This is a genomic window from Enterobacter sp. MGH 4 (assembly GCF_000534735.1).
In the GTDB taxonomy this organism is placed as follows: Bacteria; Pseudomonadota; Gammaproteobacteria; order Enterobacterales; family Enterobacteriaceae; genus Enterobacter; species Enterobacter intestinihominis.
Genome location: NZ_KI973289.1, coordinates 827497 through 843656, shown reverse-complemented (window position 1 = coordinate 843656; position 16160 = coordinate 827497). Strand labels below are relative to the sequence as shown.

The 16160-nt window shown below is 51.2% G+C and carries 14 protein-coding genes and 2 pseudogenes; 3 read left to right on the top strand and 13 right to left on the bottom strand.

What is annotated here, in order from left to right:
* Window positions 1-192: 192 nt before the first annotated feature.
* The 6 genes and pseudogenes from L350_RS24610 to L350_RS24155 all read right to left on the bottom strand — a co-directional run bounded on the left by L350_RS24610 (window position 193) and on the right by L350_RS24155 (window position 3062).
* Window positions 193-666 (bottom strand): hypothetical protein, encoded by a 474-nt coding sequence (locus L350_RS24610; RefSeq protein WP_240183874.1) that lies wholly within the window; start codon window positions 664-666, stop codon window positions 193-195.
* A gap of 297 nt (window positions 667-963) precedes the next feature.
* Window positions 964-1429 (bottom strand): annotated as a pseudogene (locus tag L350_RS24605) (replication endonuclease); the annotation flags it as partial.
* Window positions 1430-1516: 87 nt separating this feature from the next.
* Window positions 1517-2152, bottom strand: a complete 636-nt coding sequence (leuE, locus tag L350_RS18330) for a leucine efflux protein LeuE (protein ID WP_006810877.1) — start codon at window positions 2150-2152, stop codon at window positions 1517-1519.
* 67 nt (window positions 2153-2219) lie between these two features.
* Window positions 2220-2630 (bottom strand): Exc2 family lipoprotein, encoded by a 411-nt coding sequence (locus L350_RS18335; RefSeq protein ID WP_022648348.1) that lies wholly within the window; start codon window positions 2628-2630, stop codon window positions 2220-2222.
* Window positions 2631-2641: 11 nt separating this feature from the next.
* On the bottom strand, window positions 2642-2770 hold the full coding sequence (locus L350_RS24845; RefSeq protein ID WP_209662595.1) for a KPN_01571 family protein: 129 nt from the start codon (window positions 2768-2770) through the stop codon (window positions 2642-2644).
* 118 nt (window positions 2771-2888) lie between these two features.
* Complete coding sequence (locus tag L350_RS24155) at window positions 2889-3062, bottom strand: YciY family protein (RefSeq protein WP_017384232.1); 174 nt, start codon at window positions 3060-3062, stop codon at window positions 2889-2891.
* A 143-nt stretch (window positions 3063-3205) separates the two neighbouring features.
* Here L350_RS24155 and cls point away from each other — a divergent pair, with 143 nt between their 5' ends.
* Window positions 3206-4666 (top strand): cardiolipin synthase, encoded by a 1461-nt coding sequence (cls, locus tag L350_RS18340; RefSeq protein ID WP_022648349.1) that lies wholly within the window; start codon window positions 3206-3208, stop codon window positions 4664-4666.
* Window positions 4667-4699: 33 nt separating this feature from the next.
* On the top strand, window positions 4700-5029 hold the full coding sequence (locus L350_RS18345; RefSeq protein WP_006810881.1) for an HI1450 family dsDNA-mimic protein: 330 nt from the start codon (window positions 4700-4702) through the stop codon (window positions 5027-5029).
* Window positions 5030-5060: 31 nt separating this feature from the next.
* Here L350_RS18345 and L350_RS18350 read toward each other — a convergent pair.
* The 7 genes and pseudogenes from L350_RS18350 to L350_RS18380 all read right to left on the bottom strand — a co-directional run bounded on the left by L350_RS18350 (window position 5061) and on the right by L350_RS18380 (window position 12942).
* Window positions 5061-5929 (bottom strand): annotated as a pseudogene (locus L350_RS18350) (ion transporter).
* A gap of 14 nt (window positions 5930-5943) precedes the next feature.
* Window positions 5944-6948: a murein tripeptide/oligopeptide ABC transporter ATP-binding protein OppF gene (oppF, locus tag L350_RS18355; protein ID WP_022648351.1), complete on the bottom strand. Its 1005-nt coding sequence runs from the start codon at window positions 6946-6948 to the stop codon at window positions 5944-5946.
* Window positions 6945-7958 carry an ABC transporter ATP-binding protein gene (locus L350_RS18360; protein ID WP_017384234.1) on the bottom strand — a complete coding sequence of 338 codons (1014 nt, stop codon included), beginning with the start codon at window positions 7956-7958 and terminating at the stop codon, window positions 6945-6947. Before L350_RS18360 ends, oppF begins: the two co-directional genes overlap by 4 nt.
* 11 nt (window positions 7959-7969) lie before the next feature.
* A complete protein-coding gene (gene oppC, locus L350_RS18365) occupies window positions 7970-8878 on the bottom strand; it encodes an oligopeptide ABC transporter permease OppC (RefSeq protein WP_015570372.1) in 909 nt (302 codons plus the stop codon).
* A gap of 12 nt (window positions 8879-8890) precedes the next feature.
* Window positions 8891-9811 (bottom strand): oligopeptide ABC transporter permease OppB, encoded by a 921-nt coding sequence (gene oppB, locus L350_RS18370; RefSeq protein ID WP_003856738.1) that lies wholly within the window; start codon window positions 9809-9811, stop codon window positions 8891-8893.
* 82 nt (window positions 9812-9893) lie between these two features.
* Window positions 9894-11525 carry an oligopeptide ABC transporter substrate-binding protein OppA gene (gene oppA / locus L350_RS18375; protein WP_032624110.1) on the bottom strand — a complete coding sequence of 544 codons (1632 nt, stop codon included), beginning with the start codon at window positions 11523-11525 and terminating at the stop codon, window positions 9894-9896.
* Window positions 11526-12294: 769 nt separating this feature from the next.
* Window positions 12295-12942 (bottom strand): YchE family NAAT transporter, encoded by a 648-nt coding sequence (locus L350_RS18380; protein ID WP_017384236.1) that lies wholly within the window; start codon window positions 12940-12942, stop codon window positions 12295-12297.
* Window positions 12943-13422: 480 nt separating this feature from the next.
* Between L350_RS18380 and adhE the strand changes: the two genes are divergently transcribed.
* A complete protein-coding gene (gene adhE / locus L350_RS18385) occupies window positions 13423-16104 on the top strand; it encodes a bifunctional acetaldehyde-CoA/alcohol dehydrogenase (protein ID WP_032624107.1) in 2682 nt (893 codons plus the stop codon).
* Window positions 16105-16160 lie beyond the last annotated feature (56 nt).

The window sequence follows — 16160 nt, the reverse complement described above, 5'->3', positions numbered from 1 at the left end:
TGTACTGAAATGCATGATAGTCCAGTCAGCTTCCCTGACCAAAACCTCAAGACGGTAAGACTTGTAAATATAAGTGCCTTTATTTTGCCTGTCTTCCACAAGCTTATACATACGAGCCTCGTAACGGAAAAGCCCTGGCTTTTTGAGAGGATCCGGCGTTCTTATGCCATAACGAATGGCCTTTTCCTGAATCTATAAAGGCACATAACAACCTGGGGTCAGCATGTGTTTTGCCGATGATTCGCTCATCCTGAGCGCGCGAGCGGATAAGCCCATTTTAAGGCGGCCACGCAAGAGACTGATGGTAGCCTCACTGAGCCTCACAGTTACGCCGGCTTTGACACCACTTTTCAGTAACGCCTGACCTGCCCGTAAAAGACGAAATGCACCAAAAGCAATTAGAGCGAGGTCTGTTGGGTCAATCAGGGGGGCTTCTAATGGCGCTTCTTCCAGCCTAACAAACATGCCGTCTGCATCATAAATCTGCCATAAACCGGGAGCCTGAGCGACGGAATAACCAATACACATCCCGCTTTCGTCATCAACGATGGGTTTTGAGTTCAGTGGAGGATTGCGTGGGCGAAATTCGAAATATTCACCGGCTGGCAATGTAGACTGGAAGGTGTAGAAACGTCCTGGCTCGTCTGTAATTAATCCAACGCTCATTGTCATGATTTCCTTTTGGGCTAACCTTTGAGTCATCATAAAGGACGTTTTTACTTCAATCTACTTTTCCTGATTCTGATTTTATCGGCTTAGAAGTTAACGCCTCTCAGGGCTCGTTGTTCAACACCACCGACACTGAAAGCGAGTTTCAGCACCGGCGGCGTTGCTATCGTCGACGTGGCGGCGGAATTATCGAACCTATCACCGGTGTAAACCCCTCAATTTTCGTATCGCTGATCTCGCTATATTTGCGGTTATTTTCTCTTGCGATAATTAGCCATCTGAATAAATAATCTTTCATAAAGTCCACTCCATTTCAGTTGAATTTCCAGGCCACTCGTCAGCAGCCGGATATTTGAAACTTTTCTTGCCATAAATCACCGTGCCCCACGCGCCAGCGCGTCGAGCTCACACCGTTCCGGGGTAATGCCGTCCTGAGCTAAATCGAAACGAATTTTTGCGACGCGATCCCTTTCGGACTTTGTCATCCGGGCTGATGGCGCTTGCTCGCTGGTTTTGAGCGGCGCATTGTTTCTTTGATGCCGATGTTTGCGCGGTGCGCGAGCTTTTAACGCCTCGTTAAGCACCTACACAACGTCTGGCTCATTCCAACCGATAACCCCGCGCTCAATCAGATTTAACACCGCTGCAGCTTGCTCGGACGGTGTGGGGGTCATAACTGGATCGCCACCGCCTGTGAGCTTTCCACAGTTATTGACAGGACTCCGGGCGCGTCAGAGCCGCTTTTTATGGCTTTTGGCTGCTAGTAGTAAAACGTGAAGCCTTGTCTGGCGCGGCTTTCCAGCTACGCCAGACATTAAAAAGGCTCCCTCAGGAGCCTTTTCTTCATTCAGTGCAGCGACGCCAGCCTCGCCGCAAATCCAACAAACAGCAGGCCTATCAACCCGTTCCCTAGCTTCGCCAGTTTCTTTTTGGTTTTCAGGTAACGCGTGACAAACGCGCCTGAGAAAATCAGGAAGCTCATGTACATGAAGCTGATCAGCTCAAGCGTTGTGGCGAGGATCAGGAACGACGTGCCGGTATTCTTCGCATTGACATCAATGAACTGCACGAAGAACGATACGTAAAAGAGAATCGCTTTCGGGTTCGTCAGGCTCAGCACCAGCGAACGCTTAAGGATCGCGCTTGCCGGTTCGGCGCTACTTTCGTGCGCATTTTTTTGACGTGTCATAACGGACCAGAGCATTTTTCCGCCGAGCCACAGCAGATAAAACGCCCCAAGATAGCGGACAATATTAAATAATACCGGAGTGGTCTGGATCAACGCGGCAACGCCCGCCCAGGCCAGAAACATCAGCACGGCATCACCAATAAACACACCGGTGGCTGCCAGATAGCCTTTCTTAACGCCGTGGCCAATCCCTGTTTTCAGCACAAACAAGGTGTTCGGTCCTGGAACCAGCACGATAAAAAATGCGCCGACAACATAGGTCCAGAAATTCAGTACACCAAACTCCGCAAACACGTCTCACTCCTTTTGCTCAAAAACAGCGGGGATACCGGTAATAACGGTATCCCCTGAATCAGTTGCGCTATTGTACGCCGTTATAGCCATCAAGATAAGTCGCGGCCAGTTCGTTACCAAATAATATGGCGTCTTTACTGTCCATGTCCGAAGACCATTTATCCTTCGCGTTGCCTGCGTACAATTCCTGCGACTTCGCATTTTCTTTCAGCTGATCGCGAATGCTTTGCGCGTATTCACTGGCTTCAGCCTGAGTCCGCCCTTCCGCACGGTCAGCTTTGCCCCGGGCATAAAGCTCGCGGAACTGCGCTACGTTCAGGTGATAATTTTTCTGCACGCTGGAGGTGTAATTGCCGCCAGTAAAGCTGGACTGATGCGACACGAAATAAAACGCGTGCCGTTCGGGTGAGGTTTTGCTACTGGCACAACCGCTTAATACTGCAATCCCGAAGAGTGCTGCCATCACTTTTACGTTCATCCTTTTTTCCTTTAATAAAGCCAATGTATTCCCCACGCAAAAACATAATCTGCCAATGAGGAAAATGACGAAAGTCCTAAACCTTCCCTGAGCGCATCCAGCGCCAAAAGTGCAATAAAAATCCAGAGATAAGGATTCATCTTTTAATATCATGACGTTATGGGGACGTAGTATATCGTGGAAAGCAGACGTGAGGAGACTGCAAAGATTAATAGTCTGGATGTTTAATGGGCACCTTTACGGTGCCCCTCATGCTTTTCAGATATCCTGGACCGCGAACAGCAGCGCGTTACGGTGTCTGTTCAGGCCACATTTTCTGATGGCGTGGATACGCATATTGCGGCGGGATTGTGCTTCCAGCCAACGAGCCTTACGACGACTCACCTGTCGCAACATGCGCCAGCGCCCTACTTCAGTTCTACTGCGCTTCATGTCTACAACTCTTTCTCTAACAGAGATGCCATTATATGCCTAAGCAGGCGGCAAACCAGCGCTTTTATCTGCCGTTTTTATTTGCCAGATGAATCCTGATGCGTAAACTCATAACAATACGCTTTCAAAAGGATTTTTTATTTATGACAACCTTCTACACCGTGGTGAGTTGGCTGGTCATTTTAGGATACTGGCTGTTAATTGCCGGGGTGACGTTGCGCATTCTGATGAAACGCAGAGCGGTACCTTCCGCCATGGCCTGGCTTCTGATTATCTACATTCTGCCGCTGGTGGGCATCATCGCCTATCTCTCTTTCGGTGAACTTCATCTGGGTAAACGCCGGGCCGAACGCGCCCGTGCCATGTGGCCCTCCACGGCAAAATGGCTTGCCGACCTTAAAGCCTGCAAGCATATCTTCGCCGAAGAGAACAGCAGCGTGGCCGCATCTTTGTTCAAGCTGTGCGAACGCCGCCAGGGCATTGCTGGGGTAAAAGGCAATCAGCTGCAACTGATGACCTCTTCCGATGACGTGATGCAGGCGCTGATCCGTGATATCCAGCTCGCCCGGCATAATATCGAGATGGTGTTTTATATCTGGCAGCCGGGCGGCATGGCGGACCAGGTCGCCGAATCGCTGATGGCCGCTGCACGTCGCGGTATCCACTGCCGCCTGATGCTGGACTCCGCCGGCAGCGTGGCCTTTTTCCGTAGCCCGTGGGCAGGCATGATGCGCAACGCCGGTATCGAGGTGGTCGAGGCGCTGAAAGTGAATCTTATGCGCGTCTTTCTGCGCCGCATGGATCTTCGTCAGCACCGGAAAATGGTCCTGATCGATAACTATATCGCCTACACCGGCAGCATGAACATGGTCGACCCCCGCTTCTTTAAACAGGATTCTGGCGTGGGGCAATGGATCGATTTGATGGCTCGCATGGAAGGCCCGGTGGCAACCTCTATGGGCATCGTCTATTCGTGCGACTGGGAAATTGAAACCGGTAAACGCATTCTTCCCCCGCCGCCGGATGGCAATATCATGCCGTTTGAGGAAGCCAGCGGGCACACTATCCACACTATCGCCTCCGGTCCTGGCTTCCCGGAAGATCTGATCCATCAGGCACTGCTTACCGCCGCGTACTCCGCGCGGGAATATCTGATCATGACCACGCCCTATTTCGTCCCCAGCGACGACCTTCTGCACGCCATCTGTACAGCGGCACAGCGCGGAGTGGATGTGAGCATTATTATGCCGCGCAAGAACGATTCGCTGCTGGTCGGGTGGGCAAGTCGCGCGTTCTTTAGTGAGCTGCTGGCCGCGGGCGTTAAAATCTATCAGTTCGAAGGCGGTCTGTTACACACCAAGAGCGTGCTGGTAGACGGAGAGCTGAGCCTGGTGGGTACCGTCAACCTCGATATGCGCAGTCTGTGGCTAAATTTTGAAATTACGCTGGTCATTGATGACGCCGGTTTCGGCGGCGATCTGGCGGCGGTTCAGGATGATTATATCTCCCGCTCACGCCTGCTGGACGCCAGACTGTGGGCGAAACGTCCGCTGTGGCAGCGAATTGCCGAACGACTGTTTTACTTCTTTAGTCCGTTGCTGTAAAACGTGCCCAACGATGTTTAACAGGTAGTCATCATGGAAATGGATCTGAACAATCGCCTGACCGAAGACGAAACGCTCGAACAGGCCTACGATATTTTTCTCGAGCTGGCGGTCGATAATCTCGACCCTGCTGACGTCATTCTTTTCAACCTGCAATTTGAAGAGCGTGGCGGTGCTGAGCTGTTCGATCCGTCTGAAGACTGGGCCGAACACGTCGATTTTGATCTCAACCCGGACTTCTTCGCTGAGGTGGTAATTGGCCTGGCAGATGAAGACGGCGGAGAAATTAACGACATCTTTGCCCGCGTCCTGCTGTGCCGCGAGAAAGACCACAAGCTGTGCCATATTCTCTGGCGTGAATAATAAAAAAGGCTGCCCGCGCAGCCTTTTTTATTTAATCCGGCAAGGCATTTCCACAGCGGTGACAAAACCGCGCCCCGGGTTCATGATTTCCCTGCTGACAATTCGGACATTTGCGTTGCTGCTTGCTGTTCTGGAAGGCGCTGCTCATATGGGTGGTAATTAGCCCCGTCGGTATCGCTATCACCGAATAACCGATCAGGATAAGAACCGATGCCACAATACGTCCGAGCGGCGTATGCGGTGTAATATCGCCATAGCCCACGGTGGTCACCGTGACGATAGCCCAGTAAACCGACGCATTAAGCGTGGTAAACCCGTATTTTGGCCCTTCGATTAAATACATCAGGGAGCCAAAAACGATCATCACGATAGCAATAAACGAATAGAAGAGAATAAGCTGGTGGCGGGCGCTGACAATGGCGACCCAAAAAACCCTCAGCGACGGCATAAAGCGCAGCAGCTTCAGAATTCGTAACACACGAATCGCCCGCATTGCGCGCCAGGCAAACACATAATTCAGGCTGATCTCAGGCCACAGCCACATGACATACAGCGGCAGGATAGTGGCTAAATCAATAAATCCCCAGAAGCTGAAAACGTATTTCGCCGGATTTGGCCAGCTAATGACCCTCAGCACATACTCTGCGGTAAACACCAGCGTGACGATCAATTCCAGCCAGACAAAAACGTGCCACTCCTCATACGTCATGTGGTACTGCGTTCCGGCACCGGATTCGATAAAGATAATAATGACGCTAATCAGCGCAAATAAGCCACACAGACCCTCGAAACGGCGACCGGAAACCGTTTCTGGATCAAATAAAAGGTGATAAAGCCGCTGACGGGCCGACGTGAATAATCGCGACACATTAACCTCTAAAAAATAAGGGCTGACATCATGTCAGCCCTTGCGATTATAACGGGTCTACTTTCAGGCAGGAAACCGCATGTCGGAAACTGCCCTCCAGAACCGGCCGTGTTTTTGCACATTCCGGCCCGGCTATTGGGCATCGCGTACGGAATACGCAGCCTGAAGGCGGGTTGATTGGCGAAGGCAGTTCACCTTCCAGAAGCTGAATGGTTTTATTTTTTTCCAGATCGGGATCCGGAACGGGAACCGCAGACATCAGCGCTTTGGTATAAGGGTGCAGCGGATTATGGTACACCTCATCATACGTGCCCAGTTCCACGGCGTGGCCCAGATACATGACCAGCACACGGTCTGAAATGTGTTTTACCACCGCCAGATCGTGGGCGATGAAGATCAGCGACAGCCCCATTTCCCGTTGCAGTTTCTGTAGCAGGTTAACCACCTGGGCCTGGATGGAAACGTCCAGCGCCGAAACCGGCTCATCACAGATAATCAGTTTCGGTTCAAGGATCAACGCGCGTGCGATACCGATACGCTGGCACTGACCGCCGGAAAACTCGTGAGGGTAGCGGTTGATGAGGTTAGGCAACAGACCCACCTTCAGCATCATCGCTTTCACCCGATCGCGAACTTCCTGGCGCGGCATCTTCGGATGATAGGTGCGCAGCGGCTCGGCAATGATTTCGCCAATGGTCATACGCGGGTTCAGGGACGCCAGAGGATCCTGGAAAATCATCTGGATATCACTGCGCACATTGCGCCATTCATCCGGCTTCATCCCCAGCAGATCTTTGCCAAGCCAGGCCACTTTCCCGTCGGTGGCTTTCACCAGGCCGATGATCGCACGCGCAAATGTCGACTTGCCGCAGCCGGATTCGCCCACCACGCCCAGGGTCTCCCCTTCGTACAGGCGTAGCGTGACGCCATCCACCGCTTTCAGGGTTTTGGCTGGCTGCCAGAACCACTGTTTACCGTCTTTGATATCGAAATGGACCTTCAGGTCAGCGATTTCGAGCAGCACATTTCTTTTTTCGTCGATTGCGTTCATACCAGCTCCTCCAGCGGCTTAAAGCAGGCGCGTAGACGGCCTGGGGCAAACGCTTCCAGCGGCGGTGCGCTGTTACAGATTTCCATCGCATGCGGACAGCGTGGCTGGAACGGGCAGCCTTTTGGCAAACGCAGCAGGTTTGGCGGGTTGCCCGGGATAGTCAGCAGCGACTCCCCTTCCGCATCGAGGCGCGGTACGGCATTCAGCAGCCCGATAGAGTACGGGTGGGCTGGCTGGTAGAACACATCGCGGGCATTACCGTATTCCATCGTGCGGCCTGCATACATGACTAACACTTTGTCGCAGATCCCGGCAACGACGCCTAAATCGTGGGTGATCATGATGATGGCGGTGTTGAACTCACGCTTCAGCTCGTTCAGCAACGTCATGATCTGCGCCTGGACGGTCACGTCGAGAGCGGTGGTTGGTTCATCAGCGATCAGCAGTTTTGGCCGGCAAAGCAATGCCATCGCGATCATGACGCGCTGACGCATACCGCCGGAGAACTCGTGCGGATACATGCGCATGCGCTTGCGTGCTTCAGGCATTTTCACCGCATCCAGCATTTTGACGGACTCTTCAAACGCTTCGGCTTTGCCCAGCCCCTTGTGGAGCATCAGCACTTCCATCAGCTGTTCACCCACCCGCATATAGGGGTTCAGGGAGGTCATCGGATCCTGGAAAATCATTGAAATCTGCTCGGCGCGCAGTTTGTTCAGCTCATGTTCCGGCAAATTCAGGATCTCTTTCCCGTTAAACGTCGCCGAACCCCCTATCACGCCGTTTGATGCCAGCAGGCCCATCAGCGCGAATGCGGTCTGGGATTTACCGGAACCGGATTCGCCCACAATGCCCAGCGTTTCACCGGCACGCAGGTCGAAGTTGAGATCGTTAACGGCAGTCACATCACCGTCGGGGGTTTTAAACGTCACGCGGAGGTCTTTAACGTCCAGCAGTGCGCTGGTCCGCTGTTGCGCCTGTGGCGCGGTTGCCGTTTCAATAATGGTCATGACGGCGCTCCTTAGCGGTCTTTCGGGTCGAGGGCATCACGCAGGCCATCGCCGATAAAGTTGAAACAGAACAGGGTGACGACCAGGAAGCCCGCCGGATACAGCAGTAACCACGGTGACACTTCCATGGAGTTTGCGCCGTCACTTAACAGAGCGCCCCAGCTACTCAACGGCTCTTGCGTACCTAATCCCAGGAAGCTCAGGAAAGATTCAAACAAGATCATACTTGGCACCAGCAGGGAGGCGTATACCACCACCACGCCCAGCACGTTAGGAACGATATGACGCACCACAATATTGGCGGTAGAAACGCCACCAACCTGTGCGGCTTCGATAAACTCCTTACGTTTAAGGCTCAGCGTCTGGCCGCGCACAATACGCGCCATATCCAGCCAGGACACCATCCCGATCGCCACGAAGATCAGCAGGATATTTTGACCAAAGAAGGTCACCAGCAGAATGACGAAGAACATGAACGGGAAGGAGTTCAGGATTTCAAGCATACGCATCATCACGGAGTCCACTTTCCCGCCGAGGTAACCGGAAAGCGAACCGTAAAGCGTGCCGACAATTACCGCCACCAGCGCCGCTGCGATGCCAACCATCAGGGAGATACGGCCGCCAATCGCCACACGCACCAGCAAATCACGCCCGGAGGAGTCGGTACCGAAATAGTGCCCGGATTCCATATCCGGCGCGCTGGACATCATGCCCCAGTCCGTATCGAAATAGGTGAACTGAGAGAGCATTGGTGCCAGGGTTACGAACAGCGCGATAAGCACCAGCACGACCAGGCTGGCAACGGCGGCACGGTTATGCATAAAACGACGGCGGGCGTCTTGCCAAAGGCTACGACCTTCGACCTCCAGCTTTTCACTGAAGTTTTCCAGCGCCTCGCTGTTTTTCTTACTCAACATCATGGCGTGCTCCAGTTAGTAACGGATTTTCGGATCGATAACGGCATACAGCACATCGACAACGGCATTAAACAGAATGGTCAGCGCGCCCACGAGGATCGTCAGGCTCAGCACCAGCGAATAGTCTCGGTTAAGCGCCCCGTTAACAAACAACTGCCCGATGCCCGGCAGGCCATAAATGGTTTCAATCACCATTGAACCCGTAATAATGCCGACGAATGCAGGACCCATATAGGAGAGCACCGGTAACAGTGCAGGCTTGAGAGCGTGACGGAAAATAATCCGACGCATCGGCAACCCTTTCGCTCGGGCGGTACGGATAAAGTTCGAATGCAGGACTTCAATCATTGAACCACGCGTAATACGGGCGATACTGGCAATGTAGGCCAGAGATAATGCCACCATCGGCAATATCATGAACTTCAGCGCCCCGCCATTCCAGCCGCCCCCGGGCAGCCATTTAAGGGTTATCGCGAATATCATGACCAGCAACGGCGCGACAACGAAGCTGGGGATAACCACCCCGGTCATTGCGACCCCCATTACGGCGTAATCCCATCGGGTATTTTGTTTTAGTGCGGCGATAACGCCCGCAGTGACACCGAGAACAACGGCCAGGATAAATGCAGCAGCCCCTAATTTAGCCGATACCGGGAAGCTGGACGCCACCAGGTCGTTAACGGAATAGTCTTTATATTTGAATGACGGACCAAAATCACCGTGTGCAAGTTGCTTCAGATAGTTGAAGTACTGCGTGGTGATAGGATCGTTTAAATGGTATTTCGCTTCGATGTTGGCCATAACTTCTGGCGGAAGCGTGCGTTCACCGGTAAAAGGACTGCCCGGCGCAAGACGCATCATGAAGAAGGAAATTGTAATTAGAATAAATAACGTTGGAATCGCTTCAAGACAGCGACGCAGGATAAATTTCAACATTGCCCGTACCTTCTGGCGTGTGCCTGATGAATGTTACAAAATAGACACAGTGGGGCAAGCTCGCTCGCCCCACGTATTGCCATTAATGCTTGATAATATAAAGATTCTTAACGGAAATATTATCCAACGGGTCTTTACCGGTATAACCCCCTACCCATGGTTTCACCAGGCGGGCGTTAACGTAGTAGTAAACCGGAACGATCGCAGAGTCTTTATCGAGCTGTTGTTCTGATTTCGCGTACAGATCGGCGCGCTGGGCGTCATCTGCCACTTTCAGGGTATCGCCAATCAGCTTATCAAACGCCGGGCTCTTATAGTGTGCGGTATTGTTCGAACTGTCGCTGAGCATGGTGTTCAGGAATGAGGTCGGTTCGTTATAGTCCGCACACCATCCTGCACGTGCCACGTCAAAGGTTCCCTGATGGCGCGTATCGAGGAAGGTTTTCCATTCCTGATTTTCCAGCTTCACGTTCACGCCGAGATTTTTCTTCCAGATTGACGCGACGGCAATAGCCAGTTTTTTATGCAGATCGGAGGTGTTGTACAGCAGACTAAACGTCAGCGGCTTGTCGGCGGTATAGCCCGCTTCAGCCAGCAGCTTTTTCGCTTCTTCGTTACGTTTTTCCTGGGACCATTTGAACCATTCAGGTTCAACAAGCTTCATACCGTCGGTGTAAGGCGGGGTGTAGCTGTAAGCCGGCAGGTCGCCCTGATTCTTCACTTTATTCACGATAATGTCGCGATCCAGAGCCAGCTTCAGTGCGGTACGAACACGTACGTCGGTGAACGGTGCTTTCTGGTTGTTAATTTCATAATAGTAGGTGCACAGATACGGATCGACGTGAACTTCTTTCGGGATCTCTTTTTTCAGCTTCTGGAACAGTTCAATCGGCATGTTGTTATAGGTCATGTCGATTTCGCCGCTGCGGTAGCGGTTTACGTCCGTTACCTCAGAAGAGATTGGCAGGTAGGTGACCTGATTGATAACCGTCTTAGCATTATCCCAATACTGCGGGTTGCGCTCCAGCACCATACGCTCGTTAACGACCCAGTCCTTCAGCTTATATGCACCGCTGGTCACGATATTCGCAGGCTGCGTCCATTTTTCACCAAATTTTTCTACCGCGGATTTTGGTACCGGAGAAACGGACGGGTGAACCAGCAACTTATAGAAGTACGGAACAGGTTCGCTCAACGTCACTTCAAAAGTGTTGGCATCGATGGCTTTTACGCCCAGGTCGGTTACTGGCTTTTTACCCGTGATGATGTCATCAATATTGGCGATATGGCCATACTGGAGGTAACTCGCGTACGGGGAGGCGGTATTCGGATCCGCCAGACGCTGCCAGCTATAGACGAAATCTTCGGCGGTAACCGGCGTACCGTCAGACCATTTGGCATCTTTACGCAGATGGAAGGTCCAGACTTTAAAATCTTTGTTGTCCCATTTTTCCGCCACGCCCGGAGCCGGGTGGCCGTCTACGTCAGTCACCAGCAGACCTTCAAACAGATCGCGGTTAACGTTAGACTCTGGAACACCTTCAATTTTGTGCGGATCAAGAGACTGCACTTCCGCACCGTTATTACGTACCAGCGTTTGCTTCTCAGCCAGCTGAACACCAGCAGGAACGTCCGCAGCCATTGCAGCGTTGCCCGCGATTAGCGCAGTTAAAATCCCCGCCGCTACCAGACTTTTTTTTGTGATGATGGACATTGTGTTGATACTCCACTCATTATTATGACTGGCCTTCGCCAGTTGTGTAATCCCCTGTTGGGGCCTGTACAGCGCAGGAGTTTTTTTTGCTGCTGTCAGGTTCTTTTTTTACTTCTTGCTATCATCGACTTCATTATTACTGACCGCTCGTACGGCGATCTTGCGTCGATTCTTTACACCTCTCCCCTGTCAGTGAGGTGTGCTGGAAAGCTTAAGTGAGGTCTATATGAAAATAGTTCTCATCAACTTGTTTAATGCCGCAAAATATAAGGCCGGAAAGTACCAAATGGTGCCAACTCTCGCCAATACATTTTGCAAATTTGTTAAGCATTTCTCTTTTACGGAGTCAGGCGTAGCTATGCCGCCGACCACCTTTCACGCCAAAAACAAGTAAAACCCTTACAATACATTCAGTTGTAGAGTTCTCTCGTGACTGGTGCGATGACATGACAAATTCGGACGATTTTTCACGAAAATTTAACATCTGGTTATTATTTAGCACATTCGTCTGGGTCAGCGTCGAAATTACTAATATCATTTCGGTTATCTGTCAGCAAGCCCCAGAGTATCATGTGAGTAAAATAACAGAGCGTTTGAAGGATTTATGGGCAGAGAAGCAAACTGAAAATAAACAACCTCTTGAAAATCAACAAAAGAGGGTTATTAGTAGAACTTATTATGGCTGGTGCGTATTTCAACTTTATTTATATGATTTGCTGATATTCACGTAAAAAAACGGAGCCGCTGGCTCCGCTCTTTCAAAAGAAAGTCAGTGTACTAATCCGGGGAAGATACTTTTTATACCGGTAACGATAAATTCGATGCCTAACGCCATTAACAACAGACCCATGATACGGGTAATCACGTTGATGCCCGTTTGTCCCAGCAAGCGAACCAGCCATGGCGCCATACGAAATACGCCCCAGCAGCAAAGTGCGAACAGGGCAATGGCGACAGAGAAGCCAATCAGGTGCATCAGGCTGTGATAGCGTGTTCCCCATACAATGGTAGAGCTGATTGCCCCCGGGCCCGCCATCAGCGGCAGTGCCAGTGGCACCACGCCGATGCTCTCGCGGATAGCTGTCTCTGATTTTTCCTGCTTATTCTGTTTATCCTCCCCCAGCTTGCCGCTGATCATCGACATTGCAATCGTCACCACCAGGATCCCGCCTGCTATTCGGAACGAATCAATCGAGATGCCGAAGACCTGAAGAATGGCGTCCCCCAGATAAAGAGACGTAAGCAAGATAATCGCCACCGACAGGTTTGCCGTCAGGTTGGTTTTATTTCGCGCGGCAGCTGTCTGATAACTGGTCATACTGATGAAGACAGGGATAATCCCTACCGGGTTGACCAGGGCAAACAAGCCAATAAAAAACTTGAAATATGTAGGGAAATCAAAGAGCGTTTGAATCACATTAAGCTCCGCAATTGAGCATGGTCAGGGAGAGACAGCGTGTAATGATAAATCCGCGCTGAAGATACGCTTTTTAGCCGCACACTTCACCAGAAATCTGTTCTAAAACGTTATCAATTCATGATGTTAAACATTTGTATAATCAATGATAGCGCCACTTCCAATAGTTACTTAATTATTTAACACTGGAATAATTAGCACAAAATAACCCTGCTGAAAGGTATCAGCTTAGGACAAAATTGATCTTGATCATAATTTTCGTACTCAGAAGTGAGTAATCTTGGTTACGCCGCCAGGGAGATCACCTATCAAAAAGGTATGATGCTAAGGTAAGGCTCTTTTAGTAAATTAGTGAGCGGAAGCAGTGAGTAATCCTTTGTTTTACTGTGTGTTACGCAAGTGGGATCGGCTCTGACTATACTGTCAGACGTATCGAGCGCTGGTTTACTAAAAGAGTTTAAACATTATCAGGAGAGCATTATGGCTGTTACCAATATCGCTGAACTGAACGCCCTCGTCGAGCGCGTGAAAAAAGCCCAGCGTGAATATGCCAATTTCACCCAAGAACAGGTTGATAAAATCTTCCGCGCGGCCGCTCTGGCTGCTGCAGATGCTCGAATCCCTCTCGCTAAAATGGCCGTTGCCGAATCCGGTATGGGTATCGTTGAAGATAAAGTGATCAAAAACCACTTTGCTTCAGAGTATATCTACAACGCCTATAAAGATGAGAAAACCTGCGGTGTGCTGTCAGAAGACGACACTTTTGGCACCATCACTATCGCTGAACCCATCGGCATTATTTGCGGTATCGTTCCAACCACTAACCCAACCTCTACCGCCATCTTCAAATCTCTTATCAGTCTGAAAACACGTAATGCAATCATTTTCTCCCCGCATCCACGTGCGAAAGACGCCACCAACAAAGCAGCGGATATCGTGCTTCAGGCTGCCATTGCTGCGGGTGCGCCAAAAGATCTGATCGGTTGGATCGACCAACCTTCTGTTGAACTGTCCAATGCCCTGATGCATCACCCGGACATTAACCTAATCCTGGCGACCGGCGGTCCTGGTATGGTTAAAGCAGCATACAGCTCCGGTAAACCAGCCATCGGCGTAGGCGCAGGTAATACTCCTGTTGTGATCGACGAAACGGCAGATATCAAGCGTGCAGTTGCCTCTGTGCTGATGTCGAAAACCTTCGATAACGGCGTTATCTGTGCATCTGAACAGTCTGTTGTCGTGGTTGATTCGGTATACGACGCCGTTCGTGAACGTTTCGCCAGCCACGGCGGCTACCTGTTGCAAGGTAAAGAACTGAAAGCCGTTCAGGACGTGATTCTGAAAAATGGTGCACTGAACGCAGCTATCGTAGGTCAGCCGGCGTATAAAATCGCTGAACTCGCCGGCTTTAGCGTCCCTGCTACCACCAAGATTCTGATTGGTGAAGTGAAAGTCGTTGATGAAAGTGAGCCGTTTGCTCACGAAAAACTATCCCCGACACTGGCAATGTACCGTGCGAAAGATTTCGATGACGCGGTAGAAAAAGCAGAGAAGCTGGTGGCGATGGGCGGTATCGGCCACACCTCTTGCCTGTACACCGACCAGGATAACCAGCCAGAGCGTGTTGCTTACTTCGGTCAGAAGATGAAGACGGCACGTATCCTGATCAACACCCCTGCTTCTCAGGGTGGTATCGGTGACCTGTATAACTTCAAACTCGCACCTTCCCTGACTCTGGGTTGTGGTTCCTGGGGTGGTAACTCCATCTCTGAAAACGTTGGTCCAAAACACCTGATCAACAAGAAAACCGTTGCTAAGCGAGCTGAAAACATGTTGTGGCACAAACTTCCGAAATCTATCTACTTCCGCCGCGGCTCTCTGCCAATCGCGCTGGACGAAGTGATTACTGATGGCCACAAACGTGCGCTCATCGTGACTGACCGTTTCCTGTTCAACAATGGCTATGCAGACCAGATCACCTCTGTTCTGAAAGCGTCTGGCGTCGAAACTGAAGTCTTCTTTGAAGTTGAAGCTGACCCAACCCTGAGCGTTGTACGTAAAGGCGCTGAACTGGCTAACTCCTTCAAACCTGATGTGATCATCGCACTTGGTGGCGGTTCCCCAATGGACGCCGCGAAAATTATGTGGGTCATGTACGAGCATCCGGAAACCCACTTCGAAGAACTGGCGCTGCGCTTTATGGATATCCGTAAACGTATCTACAAGTTCCCGAAAATGGGCGTGAAAGCGAAAATGATCGCCGTCACCACCACTTCCGGTACCGGTTCAGAAGTGACGCCATTTGCTGTTGTGACTGATGACGCAACGGGTCAGAAATATCCGCTGGCTGACTACGCACTGACTCCAGATATGGCTATCGTTGACGCCAACCTGGTCATGGAAATGCCGAAATCACTGTGTGCGTTCGGTGGTCTGGATGCGGTAACTCACGCCCTGGAAGCTTACGTTTCCGTACTGGCTTCTGAGTTCTCTGACGGTCAGGCTTTACAGGCACTGAAACTGCTGAAAGAAAACCTGCCAGCTTCTTACAACGAAGGTTCGAAAAACCCTGTAGCTCGTGAACGTGTACACAGTGCGGCAACCATCGCGGGCATTGCATTTGCTAACGCCTTCCTGGGTGTCTGTCACTCCATGGCGCACAAGCTGGGTTCACAGTTCCACATTCCTCACGGTCTGGCGAACGCCCTGTTGATCAGCAACGTTATCCGCTATAACGCCAACGACAACCCAACCAAGCAGACTGCATTCAGCCAGTACGACCGTCCGCAAGCTCGTCGTCGCTACGCTGAAATCGCAGACCACCTGGGTCTGAGCGCACCGGGCGACCGTACTGCAGCGAAGATCGAGAAACTGCTGGCATGGCTGGAAAGCCTGAAGGCTGAACTGGGTATTCCTAAATCTATCCGCGAAGCAGGCGTTCAGGAAGCTGACTTCCTCGCTCACGTAGATAAGCTGTCTGAAGATGCATTCGATGACCAGTGTACTGGTGCTAACCCGCGCTACCCACTGATTTCCGAACTGAAACAGATCCTGCTGGATACCTATTACGGTCGTAACTTCACTGAAAGCGATGTCGCTGCCGTAAAAGTTGACATCCCCGCAGTTGTAAAGGCTGACAAGAAAGCGAAGAAAAATGCTTGATTGACAGTGTGAAAAAAAACCCGCCGCTGGCGGGTTTTTTTATATCTGAGGATCCG

Bases quoted from the DNA above. Each gene is read 5' to 3' on its own strand.
- L350_RS24610 (WP_240183874.1), bottom strand. From the start codon at position 666: ATGAGCGTTGGATTAATTACAGACGAGCCAGGACGTTTCTACACCTTC.
- L350_RS18335 (WP_022648348.1), bottom strand. From the start codon at position 2,630: ATGAACGTAAAAGTGATGGCAGCACTCTTCGGGATTGCAGTATTAAGC.
- L350_RS24845 (WP_209662595.1), bottom strand. From the start codon at position 2,770: ATGAATCCTTATCTCTGGATTTTTATTGCACTTTTGGCGCTGGATGCG.
- L350_RS24155 (WP_017384232.1), bottom strand. From the start codon at position 3,062: ATGAAGCGCAGTAGAACTGAAGTAGGGCGCTGGCGCATGTTGCGACAG.
- cls (WP_022648349.1), top strand. From the start codon at position 3,206: ATGACAACCTTCTACACCGTGGTGAGTTGGCTGGTCATTTTAGGATAC.
- L350_RS18345 (WP_006810881.1), top strand. From the start codon at position 4,700: ATGGAAATGGATCTGAACAATCGCCTGACCGAAGACGAAACGCTCGAA.
- oppF (WP_022648351.1), bottom strand. From the start codon at position 6,948: ATGAACGCAATCGACGAAAAAAGAAATGTGCTGCTCGAAATCGCTGAC.
- L350_RS18360 (WP_017384234.1), bottom strand. From the start codon at position 7,958: ATGACCATTATTGAAACGGCAACCGCGCCACAGGCGCAACAGCGGACC.
- oppC (WP_015570372.1), bottom strand. From the start codon at position 8,878: ATGATGTTGAGTAAGAAAAACAGCGAGGCGCTGGAAAACTTCAGTGAA.
- oppB (WP_003856738.1), bottom strand. From the start codon at position 9,811: ATGTTGAAATTTATCCTGCGTCGCTGTCTTGAAGCGATTCCAACGTTA.
- oppA (WP_032624110.1), bottom strand. From the start codon at position 11,525: ATGTCCATCATCACAAAAAAAAGTCTGGTAGCGGCGGGGATTTTAACT.
- adhE (WP_032624107.1), top strand. From the start codon at position 13,423: ATGGCTGTTACCAATATCGCTGAACTGAACGCCCTCGTCGAGCGCGTG.